General features: G+C 63.3%; 17 protein-coding genes. 10 read left to right on the top strand and 7 right to left on the bottom strand.

Features of this window, described 5'->3' with window-relative positions:
* Positions 1-12: 12 nt before the first annotated feature.
* Both ABC729_RS21980 and ABC729_RS21975 read left to right on the top strand, forming a co-directional pair.
* Positions 13-2,913 (top strand): glycoside hydrolase family 31 protein, encoded by a 2,901-nt coding sequence (locus tag ABC729_RS21980; RefSeq protein ID WP_495609749.1) that lies wholly within the window; start codon positions 13-15, stop codon positions 2,911-2,913.
* Between the two features lie 69 nt (positions 2,914-2,982).
* Complete coding sequence (locus ABC729_RS21975; RefSeq protein WP_495609748.1) at positions 2,983-3,690, top strand: GDSL-type esterase/lipase family protein; 708 nt, start codon at positions 2,983-2,985, stop codon at positions 3,688-3,690.
* On the opposite strand, the gene ABC729_RS21970 is transcribed toward ABC729_RS21975, so the two are convergent.
* Positions 3,687-4,097, bottom strand: coding sequence for a VOC family protein (locus ABC729_RS21970; protein WP_495609747.1), 411 nt, complete (start codon positions 4,095-4,097; stop codon positions 3,687-3,689). The genes ABC729_RS21975 and ABC729_RS21970 overlap by 4 nt on opposite strands.
* A gap of 268 nt (positions 4,098-4,365) precedes the next feature.
* Here ABC729_RS21970 and ABC729_RS21965 point away from each other — a divergent pair, with 268 nt between their 5' ends.
* Positions 4,366-6,369, top strand: coding sequence for a cache domain-containing protein (locus tag ABC729_RS21965; protein ID WP_495609746.1), 2,004 nt, complete (start codon positions 4,366-4,368; stop codon positions 6,367-6,369).
* On the opposite strand, the gene ABC729_RS21960 is transcribed toward ABC729_RS21965, so the two are convergent.
* Positions 6,352-6,951 (bottom strand): PAS domain-containing protein, encoded by a 600-nt coding sequence (locus ABC729_RS21960; RefSeq protein WP_495609745.1) that lies wholly within the window; start codon positions 6,949-6,951, stop codon positions 6,352-6,354. The genes ABC729_RS21965 and ABC729_RS21960 overlap by 18 nt on opposite strands.
* Before the next feature lie 133 nt (positions 6,952-7,084).
* On the opposite strand from ABC729_RS21960, the gene ABC729_RS21955 reads away from it, so the two are divergent.
* Positions 7,085-7,633: a tetratricopeptide repeat protein gene (locus ABC729_RS21955; RefSeq protein WP_495609744.1), complete on the top strand. Its 549-nt coding sequence runs from the start codon at positions 7,085-7,087 to the stop codon at positions 7,631-7,633.
* A gap of 22 nt (positions 7,634-7,655) precedes the next feature.
* Here the strand turns inward: ABC729_RS21955 and ABC729_RS21950 are convergent, their stop codons facing one another.
* A complete protein-coding gene (locus ABC729_RS21950; RefSeq protein WP_495609743.1) occupies positions 7,656-7,862 on the bottom strand; it encodes a (2Fe-2S)-binding protein in 207 nt (68 codons plus the stop codon).
* A gap of 332 nt (positions 7,863-8,194) precedes the next feature.
* Here ABC729_RS21950 and ABC729_RS21945 point away from each other — a divergent pair, with 332 nt between their 5' ends.
* Positions 8,195-9,013 (top strand): sulfite exporter TauE/SafE family protein, encoded by an 819-nt coding sequence (locus tag ABC729_RS21945; RefSeq protein ID WP_495609742.1) that lies wholly within the window; start codon positions 8,195-8,197, stop codon positions 9,011-9,013.
* A 553-nt stretch (positions 9,014-9,566) separates the two neighbouring features.
* On the opposite strand, the gene fghA is transcribed toward ABC729_RS21945, so the two are convergent.
* Together fghA and ABC729_RS21935 are read right to left on the bottom strand one after the other, a co-directional pair.
* Positions 9,567-10,403, bottom strand: coding sequence for an S-formylglutathione hydrolase (gene fghA, locus ABC729_RS21940; RefSeq protein ID WP_495609741.1), 837 nt, complete (start codon positions 10,401-10,403; stop codon positions 9,567-9,569).
* Between the two features lie 2 nt (positions 10,404-10,405).
* Complete coding sequence (locus ABC729_RS21935) at positions 10,406-11,515, bottom strand: S-(hydroxymethyl)glutathione dehydrogenase/class III alcohol dehydrogenase (protein ID WP_495609740.1); 1,110 nt, start codon at positions 11,513-11,515, stop codon at positions 10,406-10,408.
* A 141-nt stretch (positions 11,516-11,656) separates the two neighbouring features.
* On the opposite strand from ABC729_RS21935, the gene ABC729_RS21930 reads away from it, so the two are divergent.
* The 5 genes from ABC729_RS21930 (at position 11,657) to ABC729_RS21910 (ending at position 17,573) form a co-directional block, all read left to right on the top strand.
* Positions 11,657-12,535 (top strand): LysR family transcriptional regulator, encoded by an 879-nt coding sequence (locus ABC729_RS21930; RefSeq protein ID WP_495609739.1) that lies wholly within the window; start codon positions 11,657-11,659, stop codon positions 12,533-12,535.
* A 160-nt stretch (positions 12,536-12,695) separates the two neighbouring features.
* Entirely contained in the window at positions 12,696-14,273 is a 1,578-nt protein-coding gene (locus tag ABC729_RS21925; RefSeq protein ID WP_495609738.1) for a PAS domain-containing hybrid sensor histidine kinase/response regulator family protein, read from the top strand.
* 129 nt (positions 14,274-14,402) lie between these two features.
* A complete protein-coding gene (locus tag ABC729_RS21920) occupies positions 14,403-15,473 on the top strand; it encodes a saccharopine dehydrogenase family protein (protein WP_495609737.1) in 1,071 nt (356 codons plus the stop codon).
* A gap of 87 nt (positions 15,474-15,560) precedes the next feature.
* Positions 15,561-17,063, top strand: coding sequence for an L-piperidine-6-carboxylate dehydrogenase (gene amaB, locus ABC729_RS21915; protein ID WP_495609736.1), 1,503 nt, complete (start codon positions 15,561-15,563; stop codon positions 17,061-17,063).
* 66 nt (positions 17,064-17,129) lie between these two features.
* Positions 17,130-17,573 (top strand): Lrp/AsnC family transcriptional regulator, encoded by a 444-nt coding sequence (locus ABC729_RS21910; RefSeq protein WP_495609735.1) that lies wholly within the window; start codon positions 17,130-17,132, stop codon positions 17,571-17,573.
* On the opposite strand, the gene ABC729_RS21905 is transcribed toward ABC729_RS21910, so the two are convergent.
* Both ABC729_RS21905 and ABC729_RS21900 read right to left on the bottom strand, forming a co-directional pair.
* Positions 17,563-18,348: an FAD binding domain-containing protein gene (locus ABC729_RS21905; RefSeq protein WP_495609734.1), complete on the bottom strand. Its 786-nt coding sequence runs from the start codon at positions 18,346-18,348 to the stop codon at positions 17,563-17,565. The genes ABC729_RS21910 and ABC729_RS21905 overlap by 11 nt on opposite strands.
* A 4-nt stretch (positions 18,349-18,352) precedes the next feature.
* Positions 18,353-18,829: a (2Fe-2S)-binding protein gene (locus ABC729_RS21900; RefSeq protein WP_495610180.1), complete on the bottom strand. Its 477-nt coding sequence runs from the start codon at positions 18,827-18,829 to the stop codon at positions 18,353-18,355.
* Between the last annotated feature and the right edge of the window lie 111 nt (positions 18,830-18,940).

Raw genomic sequence — 18,940 nt, 5'->3', positions numbered from 1 at the left:
AGATAGAGACGCATGACTTTCCGATCCATGATGCTGGCCCGTGCCGCCCTTTTGCCGCTGCTGCTGCTGGCGGGATGCGATGGGGGACCCAAGTCTGGCAATGACACGGTAGTCCAGGCCATTCAACCGGGTGCCGTGCAACAGACCCAGGATGGTCTGATCGCCACCCTGTCCACCGGCCCGGTGAAGAAGCTGCGTCTGCAGGTCATCAATGACCGTACCATCCGTGTGACGGCGGTGCCGACCGACAGCCTGGATATCCCCGCCAGCCTGATCACTGTCACGGGCCCCGCCAATGGCGGCTTCACGGTGGAACAGGATGGCAAGGTCGCGCGCCTGAAGGCGGCATCAGTATCGGCGGAACTGAATCTGGCCACGGGGGCCGTCCGCTTCCTGGACAAGTCCGGCAAGGAATTGCTGGCCGAGAAGGATCGCGGTGCCATCGCCCCTGTGAAGGTGTTGGACCGCGATTACTATACGATCAGCCAGACCTTCAACCCCGGCACCGATGAGGCCTTCTATGGCCTGGGCCAGCATCAGAACGGGGTGCTGAACTGGAATGGCGAGGACCTGCGTCTGGCCCAGCATAATATGGACATTGCCGTCCCGTTCGTCGTCTCCAGCCGCAATTACGGCCTGCTGTGGGACAATAATTCCATTACCCGGTTTGGCGTACCGCATGATTATGCCGATCTGGATGGCAGCCTGAAGCTGTTCGATGCCGATGGCAAGGAAGGCGCATTGACCGCCACCTATACCAAGGACGGGGAGAGCAAGCTGGTCCGCCGGGAAAGCAAGATCGACTGGCGCGACCTGGACGATCTGCTGAACTGGCCGGCGGAGGTGGGCGGCAACCGCCGGCCTGACAAGACCCGCGACACGCCGGGCCAGAAGGTCACCTGGGAAGGCAAGATCAGCACGGACAAGGCCGGCACCCACAAGTTCCAGCTTTATTCATCGGGCTATGCCACCGTTTTCATCGATGGAAAGGAAGTGATCCATCGCTGGCGCCAGAACTGGAACCCCTGGTTCCATAATTTCGAGGTGGCCCTGAAGGCTGGCAAGCAGCACGACATCCGTATCGTCTGGCAGCCCGATGGCGGCTATATCGGCGTGTCGCACCAGGACCCGCTGCCGGATGCCGAGCGCCACGCCCTGACCCTGTCGTCAGAAGTCGCCAACGCGCTGGATTACTATGTCATCGCCGGTGATGATATAGACGGGGTCATCGCTGGTTATCGGCAACTGACGGGCAAGTCGGTGATGCTGCCGCGCTGGGCCTATGGTTTCTGGCAAAGCCGGGAACGGTATAAGACCCAGGAAGAGGTGGTTGGCACCGTCAAGGAATACCGCAAGCGCGGCATCCCGCTGGATAATATCGTCCTGGACTGGAACTACTGGCCCGAAGACAGCTGGGGCAGCCATGATTTCGACAAGGCCCGCTTCCCCGATCCGGCCGGCATGGTGGAACAGGTCCACAAGCTGAATGTCCGCTTTATGATCTCCGTCTGGCCGAAATTCTATCCCAATACGGCGCATTACAAGGAGCTGGATGCCAAGGGCTATATCTACCGCCGCAATGTGGAGAAGGGGGAGCGGGACTGGATCGGCGATGGCTATCTGAACGCGCACTATGATCCCTATAGCCAGGAGGCGCGCGACATTTACTGGCGGCAGATGCGCGACAAGCTGAACGTGCTGAAGGTCGATGCCTGGTGGCTGGACAATACCGAGCCGGATGTCCATTCTAACCTGCCGATTGAAGAGGTGAAGCTGCGCATCGGGCCGACGGCGATGGGGCCGGGGGCGGCGTTCTTCAACTCCTACCCCCTGATGCAGACCAAGGCGGTGTATGAGGGCGAGCGCCGCGATGATGGCGGTCAGCGTAGCTTCATCCTGACCCGTTCCGGCTTTGCCGGGCAGCAGCGCCATGGCATGGCGGTCTGGTCGGGCGACGTGGTTTCCCGCTTTGTCGATCTGGAACACCAGATCGCGGCGGGCATCAATACCAGCCTGTCGGGCCTGCCCAACTGGACCACCGATATTGGCGGCTTCGCCCTGGAAAGGCGGTTTGAGGCCCAGCCGATGAAGGCGGAGGATCAGGCGGAATGGCGGGAGCTGAACCTGCGCTGGTTCCAGTTTGGGGCCTTCAGCCCGCTATTCCGCTCCCATGGGCAGTTCCCGCTGCGCGAGATTTATAATATCGCGCCGGAAGGGTCGGACGTTTACCAGTCCATGGTCTGGTACACCAAGCTGCGCTACAGCCTGCTTCCCTATATCTACACGCTGGCCGGTGACACCTGGCACAAGGATGGGACGATCATGCGCGCCCTGGCGCAGGATTTCCCCGCTGATGCCAGGGTGAAGGACCTGGGCACGCAATACCTGTTCGGCCCCAGCATCCTGGTCGCCCCGGTCTATACCCAGGGGGCCACCACCAAGGCGGTCTATCTGCCCGCCGGGGCCAATTGGGTGAATTTCTATACGGGTGAAAAGCTGACGGGTGGGCAAGAGGTGACGGTGGATGCACCGCTGACCCGTCTCCCGCTGTTCGTGCGGGAAGGCTCCATCATCCCCACCGGCCCGGCGGTGCAGTCCACGGCGGAGAAGCAGGATGGCTCCCTGCTGATCAATATCTATGCTGGGGCCGATGGCAGCTTCGACCTGTACGAGGATGAAGGCACCACCTATGGCTATGAGAAGGGTGAGTTCAGCCGCATTAAGCTGTCCTGGAACCAGGCCAGTGGCGAACTGACCATCGCGGACCGCCACGGGAGCTTCCCCGGCATGGTGGAGAAGCGCACCATCCGCGTCCGCTGGATCGACGGCCCGAACGCCAAGGCCGCCGATTTCAACGTGAAGGGCGAGCGTGAGGTGGTGTACGAAGGCAAGCAGCTTGTCGTGAAGCGTTGACCGTCATGTCACAGGTCAGGTCGAGCCGGCGGCTTGACCTGACCTATAGTTTTTAGCAAAGGGATCACCATGAAGCGCCGTCATCTCCTCGCCGCTGCTCCCGTGCTGCCGATGCTGGCCAGCCTGCCGGCGCGCGCGGCGGAACCGGTGCAGGCGCTGGATTGGGCCAACCGCGCCCGCTACGCCGCCGCGAATGCCGCCGACAAGGCCCTGCCCGCCGACAAGCGCCGGGTGGTGTTCATGGGGGACAGCATCACGGAGAACTGGGCGCGGCCCGAACATGACGGTGCGTTCTTCCCCACCAACGGCTTCATCGGGCGCGGCATTTCGGGGCAGACGACATCGCAGATGCTGCTGCGCTTCACGCCCGATGTGCTGGAACTGGCCCCGCGCGCTGTCCATATCCTGGCCGGGACCAACGATGTCGCCGAAAATGGCGGCACTTATGACCCGGCCCTCACCCACGACAATCTGGCCGCCATGGCTTCCCTGGCCAATGCCGCGGGAATAAAGGTCTTCATCGGATCGGTGCCGCCCGCCCGTGATGTCTATTGGCGCAAATCAGTGGGCGACCCGACGGGACGTATCCTGGCGCTGAATGCCTGGATCGCCGGCTTCTGCCGAGATCAGGGGCACACCTATATCGATTACTGGCCCGTGCTGGCCGATGCGAATAAGGGCCTGAAGGTGGAACTGGGCCTGGACCCGGTCCATCCCAATCGCGCCGGCTATCTGGTCATGGGGCCATTGGCGCTGAAGGCTTTGACCGGGCTTTAAGCTGGTGCCTTCAGTTCCACGTTATTGCCCTCCGGGTCGGTCAGATAGATCGACAGCCCTTCGCCACCCGCCCCATACCGCTCTCCCGTGCTGCCGATGCTGACACCGTGTTTGGTCAGGTGGGCGCGGATTTCCGCATCGTCGAAGCGGCTGATCTCCAGGCAGAAATGCTCCAGGTTCCGGCCTTCCGCCCCCGGACCTGCCCCGCCCATGCTTCCCAGCTTGCCATCCAGCGGCACCAGATCAATCAGGCTGCGCCCGGCGCGCAGCTGATACAGCCCGATTTCCGCCTGCACCTTCTCCAGCGTGCAACCCAGGACATCCCGGTAAAAGCCGATCATCCGTTCCACATCGCGCACCCGCAGCACAATATGGTCCAGTCCCAGAAGATCGAACGGCGGCGCCATCACTTCTCCCCTCACCATTACAGCTATTGCGACACGACGACGCAGACAGGCCCGTATAGCGCTGGATAGTTCATCATCGGCGACCTCAATTTGGTCACCCGGCAACGGTGAATCAAGAGCTTAGCAGCTGGGTTAATGCAGTTTAAACCGGACGAATAATCATCCCCGCCTAATTGTGAATTGCCGCCTACGCCCCCTTCATGGATACAGGGACAGCAAAAAACCTGAATGATAATTCAGGAATGCAGAACTACGCGACGGTGGCAAAATGATGCGGTTGGCGAATATTTCCAGTTGGATTCACAATAGTTCCATCTCGAAGCGTCTGGGGCTGATCGTTCTGATTTCAGCACTCGGCCTCGTCTGCTTTGCGTTCCTGACCAGCGAACAGCAATATGCGCAGCTCCAGGACCGCTACAGCAGCAGTGCGCGTGCCGCCGTGGAGGGGGCGACCAGCGTCGTCCATGCCTATGCAGCGCAGGAAAAGGCCGGCACCCTGACGCGGGAGGAGGCGCAGGCCCGCGCCCTGGCCGCCGTGAAGGCCATGCGCTTTGCCGGTGAATATATCTGGGTCAACGACACCGCCCACCGCATGGTCATGCACCCGATCAAGGCGGAACTGGACGGCAAGGACATGTCGGATTTCAAGGATCCGGCGGGCACCCTGATGTTCCGTGACATGGTCCGCACCGCCACCGGGCCGGACAAGGCCGGCTTCGTCCCCTATAAATGGCCAAAGCCCGGCTTTGATCAGCCCGTGGACAAGATTTCCTTTGTGGCCCTGGTCCCGGAATGGAACTGGGTTGTCGGCTCCGGCGTCTATCTGGACGATGTCAGCCGCAAGCATCGCGAATTGCTGCTGATCCAGGTGGTGGCCGTCATCATCCTGGGCGGTCTGTCGGCGGCCTGTTCCAGCGCCATCGCCCGTACCCTGGCGCGGCCCCTGTCGGCCCTGACCGCCATCATGCGCGATCTGACGGAGGGTCGGCTGGAGGTGGAGGTGCCGGAGGCCAAGGCCGCCAATGAGATCGGGGCCATGGCCCGCGCCATCGCCATCTTCCGCGACAATGCAATGCGCGCCCGCGCGCTGGAGGCGGAAAAGCAGCGGGAGGAGGAAGCGAAGGAACGCCGTCGCCGTGCGCTTGAGGTGCTGACGCGTGATTTCAAGCTGGCCGTGGCCGGAAAGCTGCGCACCGTCGCCGCCGCCGCAACAGAACTGGAAGCCACGTCCGGCGGGTTGCAGCAGCAGGCGGAAATGACGGGGCAGCGCTCGGCCGCCGTGGCGGCAAATGCTGGCGTCGCGCGCGACAATGCTCAGACCGTGGCCGCTGCGACGGAGGAACTGTCCGCCTCCAGCGCGGAGATTGGCCGGCAGGTCAGTGTCACGGCTCAGATCACGGCGGAAGCGGTAGACAAGGCCCACAATGCCCGGCGCATCGTCGCCGAACTGTCCGATGTGGCCGCCAATGTGCAGGGCGTGGTCGGCCTGATCAACGAGATTGCCAGCCAGACCAACCTCCTGGCGCTGAACGCCACCATTGAGGCGGCGCGGGCAGGGGAGGCGGGCAAGGGCTTCGCCGTGGTTGCGGGCGAGGTGAAAAGCCTGGCCGGACAGACAGCCCGCGCCACTGACGACATTGCCCGCCAGGCCCGCGCGGTACAGATGGCGGCGGAGGATGCGGTCGGCATGATCGGCGCCATCGCCGACATCATCGACAGTATCGGCCAGAATTCCGGCACCATCGCCAGCGCCGTCACCCAGCAGGGAGCCGCCACCGCCGAAATCAGCCGCAACGTGCATGAGGCGGCGCGCCGCACCGGCGAAGTCTCGGAAAGCATCAGTGCCGTCCGCGAAGGCGCGCAATTCACCATGTCCGCCTCGACCCAACTGCACGGGGCGGCCGGCGAATTGTCGGAGCAGGCTGAACAGTTGCGTCAGGAGGTAGAGGAGTTTCTGCTGGCCATCGACCGTGCCGGGGAGCGCCGTGCCTTTGAACGGCAGAATGTCGATCTAGCAGTGACCCTGACCCCACGCGGCAAAGGCAACCGGAGCCCGGCGGCGGGCCGCATCACCGACCTGTCGGCGGGCGGTGCCGCCATCCGCACCGACCTTGCCGTCACGGTGGGGGACGAGTTGGAACTGTCCGGCCTGCGCGGCGTCACCCTGGTGGGCCGGGTGGTGACCGCAGGCGATGGCGTGCTGCGGGTGCAGTTCCGTCTGGACGAGGCAACAACACGGCAGGTGGAAACAGTGCTACAGGAAGCGGCCTGACCCCGCGCTTCTAATGACCGCCCGGCAATCGCTGTCATCCAGCAGCCGGGCGGACAGCAGTCCGTCGGCATCCGCCCCTTCCAGGGCTGCCGCACCTGGCGGCGGATCAAACACCCGGACCATGCCCATCACCTGTGTTGCCGGCTCTCCCGCCCGTACCGCCACGGGCAGCAGCAGCCGGTTGAAACCACGCCAGCCCTTGCCCGCCGGCACCAGGAACCCGCGATAAAGCAGGGGAAGCCCGCTATCCAGGGCGCGATGGAACAGGGCACTGCGCCCCGGCACGCTTTGCGGCGCGATCATCTGATCCAGGAACAGGCCGGTCCCGTCCCCGCCGAACAAATCCCGCATCCGGGTCCCGGACAGGCGGCAGCGCAGCCGGTCGTCCAGCCGCTCATAGATGAACATGATGGGCAGGATGGACCGGGGCAGATCACACGGGTCCATCTGCGCCCGGAACGGCAGGGCACCATTATTGGCGGCACTGGCCTGACACCAATGGCGCAGCAAGGCCACCATGCCCCGGTCACGGGCCAGCGCCGTCAGGTCCGCGTCGAAATCGTTCTCCCGATCAGGCTGCATGCCCATCCCTGTATGGTAAACCAGCAGCTTATGCGCGAGCAGGCCGTATCAGCAAACAAACAATCAAGCAGGCGACGCGGCCCACCGGCGTGATAGGATCGCCAGGACGGCCCGTTCCCGCCTGAGGATGAAGATGATCCGCCGCCTGTCCGCACCCTGCCTTGCCCTGTCGCTTCTGCTTGTCCTGCCGGGCTGCCTGACTCCGCGCTGGGCACAACCCGTGAACCCTTTCATGAATGACGACAGCGACCGGGGGCGCGCCGCACTGAAGGCCAGGGACTATGTCATGGCCCTGGAATTCTACGGAAGGCTGGTTGAGGAAGATCCGGAGAATATGGAGGCCCGCTATCAGCTGGCTCTGGTCAATCAGGAGATCGGGCGGCTGGAGGATGCTTACGGCCTTTACCGTGTCGTCTACGTCTCCGGCAGCGATGAAGACACGCCGCTGCTGAATGGCGGCAGTGTGGAGGAACCTTTGTTTCAGTCCGCCGAACGGCAATTGATGCGGTTAAGTGGCCGGTTGGGCAAGGATACAGAACTGCGCGATTTGCAGGCCGAGCGGGCGCGAGGGATGGCGGCGGAACAGGCCGCAAAGGAAGCGGCCAAGAAGAAGGCGGAACAGGAAGGGGCTACCGGCCCTGTTGAATGTTCCATCCGCAATATCGGTATCTGCCCGCATTGACAGATGGCACTGGCCGGCGGCCTTATTCGGCGGCGATGGCCGGGGCCATATGGGCTTCGCAATTGGCAGCCTTGGCTTCGCCCACCATCTCGCGGATGGTGGTGAAGCAGCGGCCGCATTGCGGGGTCTTGCCACAGGCCTTGAACACACTGGCGATGCTGCTGGCCCCGTCCTCAACAGTCCGGCGTACCGTCTTGCAGTTGATGGCATTGCAGATGCAGACATACATGATCGGCGCAAAACCCCGGACCAGCGTGTGATGCTGAATGGATACTGCAAATCACTCGCATGCGCCAGGAGAAAATGCGAATGCATCGCAGCTGCGTTCGCTGAAGAGACACCATTGCGAACCTCAGGTGTCGTAACCCCTCCTTAATGCCCCATCACACCATCTCCCGCATTCCGCCCTGCGTAACGATAGGGCGCCTGTCGTCTACATAATTTCCATTTATCCGAAGCGGTTTGGCTGGGTGTCCAGCATTGTGGCGCATGTCGGTGATGATGTGACGATAAACGGCGGAGTGATACTGTCTGCGGGATATAACACCGCCAGGGTCCGCAATGATGATGTCGTCCTCCCGTCCGAATCCACCACCGGTCGGCTGCAGTAAGGCAAAGGCGTTCGGAGCCGGCGCTTTGGTTGGCACCCTCGGCGGACTCATCGGTCTTGGAGGAGCTGAGTTTCGGCTCCCATTGCTAATTGGATGGTTTCATTTCGCTGCCCTGGAAGCAGTCATCCTCAACAAGGCTATGAGTCTGGTCGTGGTGACGGCCGCGTTGCCATTCCGTACCGGCACCGTTCCTCTCGACGCAGTATTCGCGTCTTGGTCGGTGATCCTCACGCTGCTCGCCGGCAGCCTGCCCGGGGCCTATGTGGGCGCAGGATTAGCCCTGCGACTGGACAGTGCATCGCTCCACCGGACGATGGCCATCCTGCTTGTACTGATCGCCGGCGCGCTGCTTCTTGGGCATGACCGGACTGGTGACCAGGTGCTGTTGACCGGCACCGGATTGCTGCTTGGCGGCATCGTGGCTGGTTTCGGCATCGGCGTGGTGGCTTCTTTGCTGGGGGTAGCAGGTGGGGAGCTGTTGATCCCGACTCTGGTGTTGCTGTTTGGCGTAGACGTGAAACTTGCCGGCAGCCTGTCGCTGGCCGTAAGCTTACCGACCATGCTGGTTGGCTTCGCACGCTATTCCAGGGACCGTAGTTTCGCGGTGTTGCGAACCCATGCTCCCTTCGTCATCACCATGGCGGCGGGTTCGCTGGTCGGCGCTTGGTTGGGCGGACAGTTGCTGGGAATCGCGCCACATGCATTGCTTCTGCCGGGCTTGGCGCTGATCCTGGTGGTGTCGGCGGTGCGGGTGGCCCGTCATCATTGATGTTCGCCACCAAAGGCTGCTCGGCAACCAAGCTCCTTGCAGTATTGCGCCTCTCCCAGTGCCCCTTTCAGGGCATCGCGGCACCGCGTGGTAGTCGCCAGAGGCAGCCTTCAGTTCCTCCTCCAACGCTTCGATCTTGGTGCGTAGCCCGTTGATGATCCGGTCTTTGCTGCATTCGGTTATCTCGCCATCAATAGTCAGCTCCGTGTGATAAACAGCGTCAAGATTTACAAGCCCAGCCTAACGGCTGGGTCCGGGTCGCGGTTTACAACGTCGTGCGGCGACGACCGGTCCCGGCGCGCTTGCGTCGCTGGAGCGCCGCGCGCCGGACCTCGGTCGCGCATGCTAACCATCATGAGCACTATGAGTATCCATGTCCACGGCGTGTCCGAACATGGCAATATCTTCATGCCGTATACGTAACGGGCCGATTGCGCTGATCAGGTGATCAGATCACCCATAACGCAACACTTCTAGAATTGCCTAAAGTTTCCATAACATATCTTAGCGCGCTTTTGTATGTAGACGGGGTAGATTCTATCGGATGCGCCCCTTACAGCCGCGCGGCGTGCCAGCGCAGGTGATCTTCCATGAAGCTGGAGATGAAATAGTAGGAGTGATCATAGCCTCCCTGCATCCGTAGGGTCAGGGCAATCCCGGCCTTGACGCAGGCATCGGCCAGCAACTGCGGGCGCAGCTGATTTTCCAGGAACCCGTCCGCAGCACCCTGATCGACCAGGATTTCTGGCACCCTCGCCCCATCCTCGATCAAGGCGACGGCATCATGCTGACGCCAGGACGTCTGGTCATCACCCAGATAGGCCGGAAAAGCCTTCTGTCCCCACGGCACCTGCGCCGGGGCCACGATGGGCGCGAAGGCCGATACGGATTTGAACCGCCCCGGATGGCGCAGCGCCACCGTCAAGGCCCCATGCCCGCCCATGGAATGGCCGGTGATGCCCTGACGGTCCATATCCACCGGAAAATGCGCCGCCACCAGGGCCGGCAGTTCTTCCGTCACATAGGTCCACATGCGGAAATGCGGTGCCCACGGGGCCTCTGTGGCATCGACATAGAAACCTGCCCCTTGGCCCAGGTCCCAACCGGCATCATCGGCCACGTCCTGCCCTCGCGGGCTGGTATCGGGGCAGACGATGATCAGGCCCAGTTCCGCCGCCCAACGCCGGAACTCCCCCTTCTCCGTCACATTGGCATGGGTGCAGGTCAGGCCCGACAGGTACCAGACCACGGGGCACTTGGCCCCGTCCGTTGCTTGCGGCGGCGTAAAGACGCTGAACACCATGGGCGTGCCGGTGGCGGTGGAGGCATGGCGATATACGCCCTGCACCCCGCCATGCGACCGGGTGGTGGAAACGGTTTCCAGCGTCATGGTCAGTAGACCACCACGCTGCGGATGCTTTCGCCGGCATGCATCAGGTCGAAGCCCTTATTGATCTCTTCCAGGGTCAGGACATGGGTGATCATCGGGTCGATCTCGATCTTGCCTTGCATGTACCAGTCCACGATCTTGGGCACATCGGTGCGACCGCGCGCACCGCCGAAGGCTGAGCCCTTCCAGACGCGGCCGGTGACCAGCTGGAACGGACGCGTCGAAATCTCCTTGCCAGCCTCTGCCACGCCGATCACCACCGACACGCCCCAGCCGCGATGGCAGGCTTCCAGCGCCTGACGCATCACCAGGGTGTTGCCCGTGCAGTCGAAGGTGTAATCGGCCCCGCCCTCGGTCAGCGCTACCAGATGCTGAACGATATCGCCCTCGATCTTCTGCGGGTTCACGAAATGGGTCATGCCGAAGCGCTGGCCCCATTCGGCCTTGCGGTCATTGATATCGACGCCGATGATCTTGTCGGCCCCTACCATGCGCGCCGCCTGGATGACGTTCAGGCCGATGCCGCCCAGGCCGAAGACGACGACGTTGGAACCGGGTTCCACTTTCGCCGTGTTGGTCACGGCCCCCACGCCCGTGGTGACGCCGCAGCCGATATAGCAGGAGGACTGGAACGGCGCGTCCTCTCGGATTTTGGCGACCGCAATTTCCGGCAGGACCGTGAAGTTGGAGAAGGTGGAGCAGCCCATGTAATGATAGATTGGCTGCCCCTTATAGCTGAACCGCGTGGTGCCGTCGGGCATCAGGCCCTTACCCTGCGTGGCGCGGATGGACGTGCACAGGTTGGTCTTGCGCGACAGGCAGCTTTTGCACTGGCGGCATTCGGGTGTGTAGAGCGGGATGACATGGTCGCCCGGCTTCAGGCTGGTGACCCCTGCCCCCACTTCCCGCACGATCCCGGCCCCTTCATGGCCCAGGATGGAGGGGAAGATGCCTTCGCTGTCGAACCCGTCCAGCGTATAGGCATCGGTATGGCAGATACCCGTCGCCATGATCTCGATCAGAACCTCACCGGGCTTCGGCCCTTCCAGGTCCAGTTCGACAATCTCCAGCGGCTTCTTGGCCTCGAAAGCGACGGCGGCGCGGGTCTTCATGGCGGTTCTGTTCCGGTTCCTGGTCGATAAAAGGGTCTGGCCGGGCAGCGTGGCACGGACAGCATGGGGGCGACAATAGCTTGAATGTCCCGGCAACGATCATGCATTTTGGCAAATGATTATTGCTGTGCAGGAACAATCATGGGCTCCTGGGACGGGATCGACAGTTTCATTGCCGTCTGTGAGACGGAGAGCTTCTCTGCCGCCGCCGCCCGCCTGGGTGTTTCCACCTCCCATATCAGCCGGGAGGTGGCGCGGCTGGAAGACCGGCTGCAGGTCCGCCTGCTCTACCGCACCACGCGGCGGGTCAGCGTCACCGATGCGGGCCGCACCTTCCTGGAACGTTGCCGCCGGCTGGTGGAGGAGCGGGAGGAGGCATTTGCGGCTGTCAGTGAAAGCGACGGTGCCCCGCGCGGGCATTTGCGCCTCACATGCTCCATCGCGTATGGCGAACGTTTCATCGTGCCGCTGGTCAACCGCTTCCTGCTGACCCATCCGCAGCTGTCGGTCAGCATCGACCTGACCAACCGGCTGGTCGATCTAGTGGGCGAAGGTTTCGATCTGGCGGTGCGCACTGGCGCCAGCCTGGATGACAGTCGGTTGATCGCCGTCCGTCTGGCGTCGCGTCGCCGCTATCTCTGCGCCTCTCCGTCCTATCTGGAACGTCATGGCGCGCCGGTCGGCCTGGATGACCTGTCACACCATCAATGCCTGACGGGCACTGCCGATCTCTGGCATTTTGATGATCAAGAGCGGCAGGTGTCGTTCAGGCCCATCGGCAGCTGGCGCTGCAACAGCGGCTTTGCCGTGCTGGATGCCGCGCGCCAGGGGCTGGGCCTCTGCCAGCTACCTGATTTCTATGTGGAAACCGATCTGGTCAGCGGAACGCTGATCAGCCTTCTGGACCAACACCGCCCGCCCGATGAAGGCATCTGGGCCGTTTATCCCCACCGCCGGCATTTGTCACCCAAGGTGTCGCTGCTGGTGGATTATCTGAAATCCCATGTCGGACGATTGTGACATTTATCAGGATGGCGCCTAAAAATATCAGTCGGAATTGATAAAACATGGCCTAATATAATAGTAGAAACAGAGTCCTAGAACCATCGGCAGGATTGACGGAAAAGTCCGGTCGCCGATGATAGCGCCTCCTCTCCCCATTTTCCGCGGGAAACCCGACTTGACCGGTACCATGCACCATCTGGCCGCCGATAGTCTGGCGGGGGAACGGCACCTGCGCGTGCTGATCGAAAGTGTGCATGATTACGCCATCTATATGGTGGACCCCAACGGCATCGTGGTCAGCTGGAATGGTGGGGCGCAGCGCTTCAAGGGCTATCGCGCCAGCGAAATCATCGGTCAGCATTTCTCCCGCTTCTTCCGGACGGAGGATGTGCGCGACGGCCTGCCCGCTCGCGTCCTGGCGACCGCGCTGGCCGAAGGACGGTTCGAGGCCGAGGGCTGGCGCGTGCGCAAGGATGGCGGGCATTTCTGGGCCAGCGTCGTGGTCGAACCGGTGCGCGATGATGACGGCACCCTGATCGGCTTTGCCAAGGTCACCCGCGACATCACCGAACGCCGTCAGGCGCAACTGGCGCTGGAGGAAGCGCGTGAGGCTTTGTTCCAGGCGCAGAAACTGGAAACCGTCGGGCGGCTGACCGGCAGCGTGGCGCATGATTTCAACAATCTTTTGCAGGTGATCGGTAACAGCCTGGAACTGGTATGTGCCCGCCTGCCCCCGGATCAGCCCGATATCCATCGCCATATGGCAACAGCGCGGTCGGCCCTGGAAACGGCGGGGGCGGTGACCCAGCGCCTTCTAGCCTTCGCCCGGCGTCAGCCGTTACGGCCCGAAGCAGTCGATCTGAACGCCCTGGCCCGTGGCATGGCCGAGCTGGTGCGCCGGTCGGTGGGAGAGGATGTGCTGCTGCGCCTTGATCTGGAAGAGGATATCTGCTCCGCCTGGGCCGATCCGCATCAGGTGGAAAGCGGCATTCTGAACCTCGCCGTCAATGCCCGCGACGCCATGCCGGGTGGCGGCACCCTGACCATTGCTACCCGCCTGCGCCATGTTGATCGCACCGCCGCCGCTGCGAACGAGGTGGAGGAAGGCGATTATGCCACCCTGTCCATCGCCGATACCGGTATCGGCATGTCGGCGGAGGTTCTGGCCCGCGCGGTGGAACCTTTCTTCACGACCAAACCCGTGGGCCACGGCACCGGCCTGGGTCTGTCGCAGCTATACGGATTCGCGCGGCAGTCAGGCGGCTTTCTGACCCTGGACAGCCGGGAGGGACAGGGAACGAAGGTGACCTTGCACCTGCCCTGCCATACCGCAGCCGCAAGCGCCCCCGAACCCAAGGAGACCCCGGCCCGATCCGCCCCCGATACGTCCTCGTCCAGCTATCGCCTGCTGCTGGTGGAGGATGAGGTGCTGATCCGGCTTGTCCTGGCCGAGGCGCTGGAGGAGCAGGGGCATGTGGTGCATCAGGCCGGCAATGCCGACGCCGCCCTGGATATCCTGTCCGACCATCCCGACATCCAGTTCCTGGTGACCGATGTCGGCCTGCCCGGCACCAATGGAAGGCAATTGGCGGAACTGGCGATAGGCCGCTGGCCAGGGCTGAAGGTGCTGTTCCTGACCGGCTATATCGACCGGGCCGACACCTCCCGCCTGCCGCCCGGCACCCATATGCTGACCAAGCCGACCAGTATTGACGCCCTGCTGACCAAGCTGCGGCAGATGGCGGCGGGCTGATCGGCGAAACGCCAGCTCTTCCTGCGAAACGCCGCCATTTAACCTGCATATCGACAGATCGCCGCCTTCCGATCGGCGGCGCCGGGCGTCACCATCCCCGTAAACACCTTTCGGGAAACGGGGAGCAATATGAAGAACATCCTGCTGCTGGGCGCCGGTAAGATCGGCATCGCCATCACCCTGCTGCTGCGCCGCACCGGTGATTACAGCGTGACCGTCGCCGACCACAGCGCCGACGCCCTGAAGCGCTTCACCGATCTGGGTGTGGACACGGTCCAGCTGGATATCAATGACGGTGCCGCCCTGCGCAAGGTGATGGCCGGCAAATATGCCGTGCTGAACGCCCTGCCCTTCCACACCACCTCCACCGTCGCCTATGGTGCCTATGATGCCGGCATCCATTATTTCGACCTGACCGAAGATGTGGCCAGCACGCGCGTCGTGAAGGAAGTGGCCGCCAAGGCCGGCAGCGCCTTTGTCCCGCAATGCGGTCTGGCCCCCGGCTTCGTCTCCATCGCGGCCCATGGTCTGGCCGCCGGGTTTGACAGCCTGCGCGACGTGCAGCTGCGCGTCGGTGCCCTGCCCCGCTATCCCACCAACGCCCTGAAATATAATCTGACCTGGTCCACCGACGGCTTGATCAACGAGTATCTGAACCCGTGCGAGGCGGTGCAGGACGGCAAGAATGTTGAGCTGCCGCCCCTGGAGGATCTTGAGGAATTTGTGCTGGAAGGTGTCGCTTACGAGGCGTTCAACACCTCGGGCGGCCTGGGCTCCCTGACCGAGACCTTGGCCGGCAAGGTGGAGAACCTGACCTATAAATCCGTCCGCTATCCCGGCCACTGCGCCATCATCAAGCTGCTGGTGGAGGACCTGCGTCTGGCCCGCCGCCGCGACCTGCTGAAGGAAGTGCTGGAAGAAGCCCTGCCCATCACCATGCAGGACGTGGTCCTGGTCTTCTGCACCGTCAGCGGCAAGCGCCATGGCCGTCTGGAACAGGAAAGCATCGTCCGCCATATTCATGGCGAGGAAGTCGAAGGCCAGTTCCTGTCGGCCATTCAGATGAGCACGGCCGCCGGCATCTGCGCGATGCTGGACCTGCAGGCAGCAGGCCACCTGCCCGCCAAGGGCTTCGTCCGCCAGGAACAGATGCCGCTGGACCTGTTCCTTTCCAACCGTTTCGGAAAGGTTTATGCGTGAGGCGAACCGGTGGAGGGTGCAACACCCTCCACCGGTTCCTAAAAAGCATAAACAAGCAGCATCCATTCCACACCGGAGTTCCGCCCCATGTCCGCCACCGCCGCCCTTCTGGACCGTCTGGGCATTGCCCATCTCGTCGCGGAGGGGGATATCATCTCCCGCTCCCCCATTGATGGTGCCCGTCTTGGTGCCGTGAAGGCGAACAGCGCCGCTGAGGTTGATACAGCGCTTGCCCAATCCGCCGCCGCCTTCAAGGCGTGGCGCACCGTCCCGGCGCCGCGCCGGGGGGAGTTGATCCGCCTGTTCGGTGAGGTGCTGCGCGAGCATAAGGCCGACCTGGGCGCGCTTGTCACCTTGGAAGCCGGCAAGATCGTCCAGGAAGGCCTGGGCGAGGTGCAGGAAATGATCGATATCTGCGACTTCGCCGTCGGCCTGTCGCGGCAATTGCATGGCCTGACCATCGCATCGGAGCGTCCCCGCCACCGCATGGTGGAAACCTGGCAGCCGCTGGGCCCCGTCGCCATCATCACCGCCTTCAACTTCCCCGTCGCCGTCTGGGCCTGGAACGCGGCCCTGGCCGTGGTCTGCGGCGATCCGGTGATCTGGAAGCCCTCGGAGAAGACGCCGCTGACGGCGCTTGCCACCCACGCCCTGTTTGAAAAGGCCCTGGCCCGCTTCGGCGATGCCCCTGCCGGCCTGTCGCATCTGCTGTTCGGCCTGCGTGACGTGGGGGAGCAGATCGCCGCCGATCCCCGCGTGCCGCTGGTCAGCGCCACCGGCTCCACCCGCATGGGCCGCGAAGTCGCTCCAGTGGTCGCCAAGCGGTTCGGCCGGTCGATCCTGGAGCTGGGCGGCAACAATGCCATGATCGTCACGCCGTCGGCCGACCTGAAGCTGGCCGTGCGCGCCATCCTGTTCGCCGCCGTGGGCACCGCCGGTCAGCGCTGCACCACCCTGCGCCGCCTGATCGTGCATACCGATTGCTATGACAAGGTGGTGTCGGCGGTGAAGACCGCCTTTGCCGCCATTCAGCCGGGCGATCCGCGCCATGCGGGCACCCTGATGGGTCCGCTGATCGACAAGGCCGCCTTTGACGCCGTGACCAAGGCGCTGGAGGCTGCCAAGGCCCAGGGTGGCACCGTCCATGGCGGTGGCCGCGCCCTGGCCGATACGTTCCCGGATGCGTATTACGCCTATCCTGCCATCGCGGAAATGCCGGCCCAGACGGAGATCGTGAAGCACGAGACCTTCGGCCCCATCCTTTATGTCCTGCGTTACAGCGACTTTGAGGAAGCCGTGGCGATGCAGAACGATGTGCCGCAGGGCCTGTCATCCAGCATCATCACCCGTGACCTGCTGGAGGCCGAGCGCTTCCTGGCACCCGATGGCTCCGACTGCGGCATTGCCAATGTCAATATGGGCCCCAGCGGTGCGGAAATCGGCGGTGCCTTCGGTGGCGAGAAGGAAACCGGCGGCGGCCGCGAAAGCGGGTCGGACAGCTGGCGGCAATATATGCGCCGCCAGACCTCTGCCATTAACTACGGCACCTCCCTGCCGCTGGCCCAGGGGATTGAGTTCCCGGAGCTGTGATAGGGTGTTGGGGCGGATGGGCAACCATCCGCCCCAACACGTCTTTTCGTTTTGCCAAGGCCCCCGATGGACGCCACCGACGCTCAACAGGATGCCGTTGATACGGCCCTGCTCGCCCTGCTGAAGGCCAATGCCCGTGAACCGGCAGCGTCACTGGCGCGCAAGCTGGGGCTGGCCCGGTCGTCGGTACAGGCCCGCATCGCGCGGCTGGAACGGCTGGGCGTCATCCAGGGCTACACGCTGCGTCAGGACCCGGGCAGCAGTCGCCTGATCCGCGCCTATGTCCTGCTGTCCACCAATCCCAAGATGCTGTCGCGCATCGTGGCGGAGGTGAAACGGATCACCGAGGTGGAAAGCCTGTCCGCCATTTCCGGCACCTATGACATGATGGCCGTCATCGCGGCCCAGTCGGTGCAGGATATCGACCGGGTCCTGGACCTGCTGGGTCAGGTGCAGGGTGTGGAACGCACCATGTCTTCCTTGGTCCTGTCGGACAAGTTCAGGCGATAGCGCGGCGCGTCAGAACCCCAACAATATGCGCCCGGTACGCCGCATCTGCATGCATGTCGCTGTTCAGGCCATCCGCGTCCAGCACCAGCCCATCCAGCGCATCCGCACTGAACCGCCCGGTCAGTGCCGCTTCCGCTGCGTCCCAGCGAAAGACGGAAGGCCCGGCACCTGTCACAGCCACTCGCACCACATCCCCCCGTCGGGCCACGAACACGCCCGCCATGGCGTAACGGCTGGCCGGGTTGGGGAACTTCGCATAGCTTGCATGGGACGCGGTGGGGAAGAAAACGGACGTCACAACCTCCCCCGGCTGCAACGCTGTCTCAAACAGACCCGTGAAGAACGCCCCGCCCGCAATCTCCCGCCGGTCGGTGCGGATCATCGCATCCAACGCCACCACGGCCGCCGGATAATCCGCCGCCGGGTCGGCATTGGCGATGGACCCGCCGATGGTGCCTCGGTTGCGCACCTGTGGATCGCCGATATGGGCCGCCAGATCGGCCAGCCCCGGCAGCACTGCGCGCACCACCTCACTGCCCGCCACGGCGGCATGTGTCGCCATCGCACCGATGCGGACCCCGTCGCCCTCGGCCACAATCTCCCGCAATCCGGGAACGGCAGACAGGTCCACCAGGGATGTCGGCATGGCCAGACGCTGTTTCAGGGTCGGGATCAGGGTTTGGCCGCCGGCCAGAAGCTTGGCGTCTTCATCCGCGCTCAGCAGATCGACAATCTCGGACAGGGCGGCAGGGCGGTGATAGTCGAACCCGTACATGGCCTTACCCTTCCCGCATGGCCTGCGCGCCGGCGCGCAAGGCCCTGACGATATTCTGATAACCGGTGCAGCGGCAGAGATTACCTTCCAGACCCTCGCGGATCGTCGCCTCCTCCAGGTCGGGTGCGGTGCGGGCCAGTTCGATGGCCCCCATCACCATGCCCGGCGTGCAGAAGCCGCATTGCAGGCCATGATGCTCCCGGAACGCCGCCTGCATCGGGTGCAGCGCCCCATCCGGTCCTGCGATCCCTTCGATGGTCAGCACACCCGCCCCATCGGCCTGTACCGCCAGAACGGCACAGCTTTTCACCGAGGCGCCATCCAGGTGAACCGTGCAGGCCCCGCACTGGCTGGTATCACACCCGACATGGGTGCCGGTCAGGCCCAGCTCATCGCGCAGCAACTGCGACAGCAGCAGACGCGGGTCCACCTCACGGCTCAACCGGACGCCATTGACGGTCAGGGTAATCGCGACGGACATCATGCCCCCTTCAATCTCTTGGCCCTTATCTGTGCCGCCGTTGGTCACTGCGTCAAGCGGCAGCACACCCGACACAATTGTCACCGCTTCGTAACAGGCTTGTTACAGCCC

Source organism: Niveispirillum sp. CC-CTL257 (assembly GCF_059489915.1).
The sequence above is the reverse complement of the archived record's forward strand: the minus strand, read 5'-3'. Positions and strand labels throughout refer to the sequence as shown.

Excerpts from the sequence above, each read along its gene's own strand:
- amaB (WP_495609736.1), top strand. The coding sequence starts at position 15,561 with ATGTCCGCCACCGCCGCCCTTCTGGACCGTCTGGGCATTGCCCATCTC.
- ABC729_RS21955 (WP_495609744.1), top strand. The coding sequence starts at position 7,085 with ATGATCCGCCGCCTGTCCGCACCCTGCCTTGCCCTGTCGCTTCTGCTT.
- ABC729_RS21905 (WP_495609734.1), bottom strand. The coding sequence starts at position 18,348 with ATGTACGGGTTCGACTATCACCGCCCTGCCGCCCTGTCCGAGATTGTC.
- ABC729_RS21920 (WP_495609737.1), top strand. The coding sequence starts at position 14,403 with ATGAAGAACATCCTGCTGCTGGGCGCCGGTAAGATCGGCATCGCCATC.
- ABC729_RS21950 (WP_495609743.1), bottom strand. The coding sequence starts at position 7,862 with ATGTATGTCTGCATCTGCAATGCCATCAACTGCAAGACGGTACGCCGG.
- ABC729_RS21930 (WP_495609739.1), top strand. The coding sequence starts at position 11,657 with ATGGGCTCCTGGGACGGGATCGACAGTTTCATTGCCGTCTGTGAGACG.
- ABC729_RS21980 (WP_495609749.1), top strand. The coding sequence starts at position 13 with ATGACTTTCCGATCCATGATGCTGGCCCGTGCCGCCCTTTTGCCGCTG.
- ABC729_RS21935 (WP_495609740.1), bottom strand. The coding sequence starts at position 11,515 with ATGAAGACCCGCGCCGCCGTCGCTTTCGAGGCCAAGAAGCCGCTGGAG.
- ABC729_RS21965 (WP_495609746.1), top strand. The coding sequence starts at position 4,366 with ATGATGCGGTTGGCGAATATTTCCAGTTGGATTCACAATAGTTCCATC.
- fghA (WP_495609741.1), bottom strand. The coding sequence starts at position 10,403 with ATGACGCTGGAAACCGTTTCCACCACCCGGTCGCATGGCGGGGTGCAG.
- ABC729_RS21900 (WP_495610180.1), bottom strand. The coding sequence starts at position 18,829 with ATGTCCGTCGCGATTACCCTGACCGTCAATGGCGTCCGGTTGAGCCGT.
- ABC729_RS21960 (WP_495609745.1), bottom strand. The coding sequence starts at position 6,951 with ATGCAGCCTGATCGGGAGAACGATTTCGACGCGGACCTGACGGCGCTG.
- ABC729_RS21975 (WP_495609748.1), top strand. The coding sequence starts at position 2,983 with ATGAAGCGCCGTCATCTCCTCGCCGCTGCTCCCGTGCTGCCGATGCTG.
- ABC729_RS21945 (WP_495609742.1), top strand. The coding sequence starts at position 8,195 with ATGATGATGTCGTCCTCCCGTCCGAATCCACCACCGGTCGGCTGCAGT.
- ABC729_RS21910 (WP_495609735.1), top strand. The coding sequence starts at position 17,130 with ATGGACGCCACCGACGCTCAACAGGATGCCGTTGATACGGCCCTGCTC.
- ABC729_RS21970 (WP_495609747.1), bottom strand. The coding sequence starts at position 4,097 with ATGGCGCCGCCGTTCGATCTTCTGGGACTGGACCATATTGTGCTGCGG.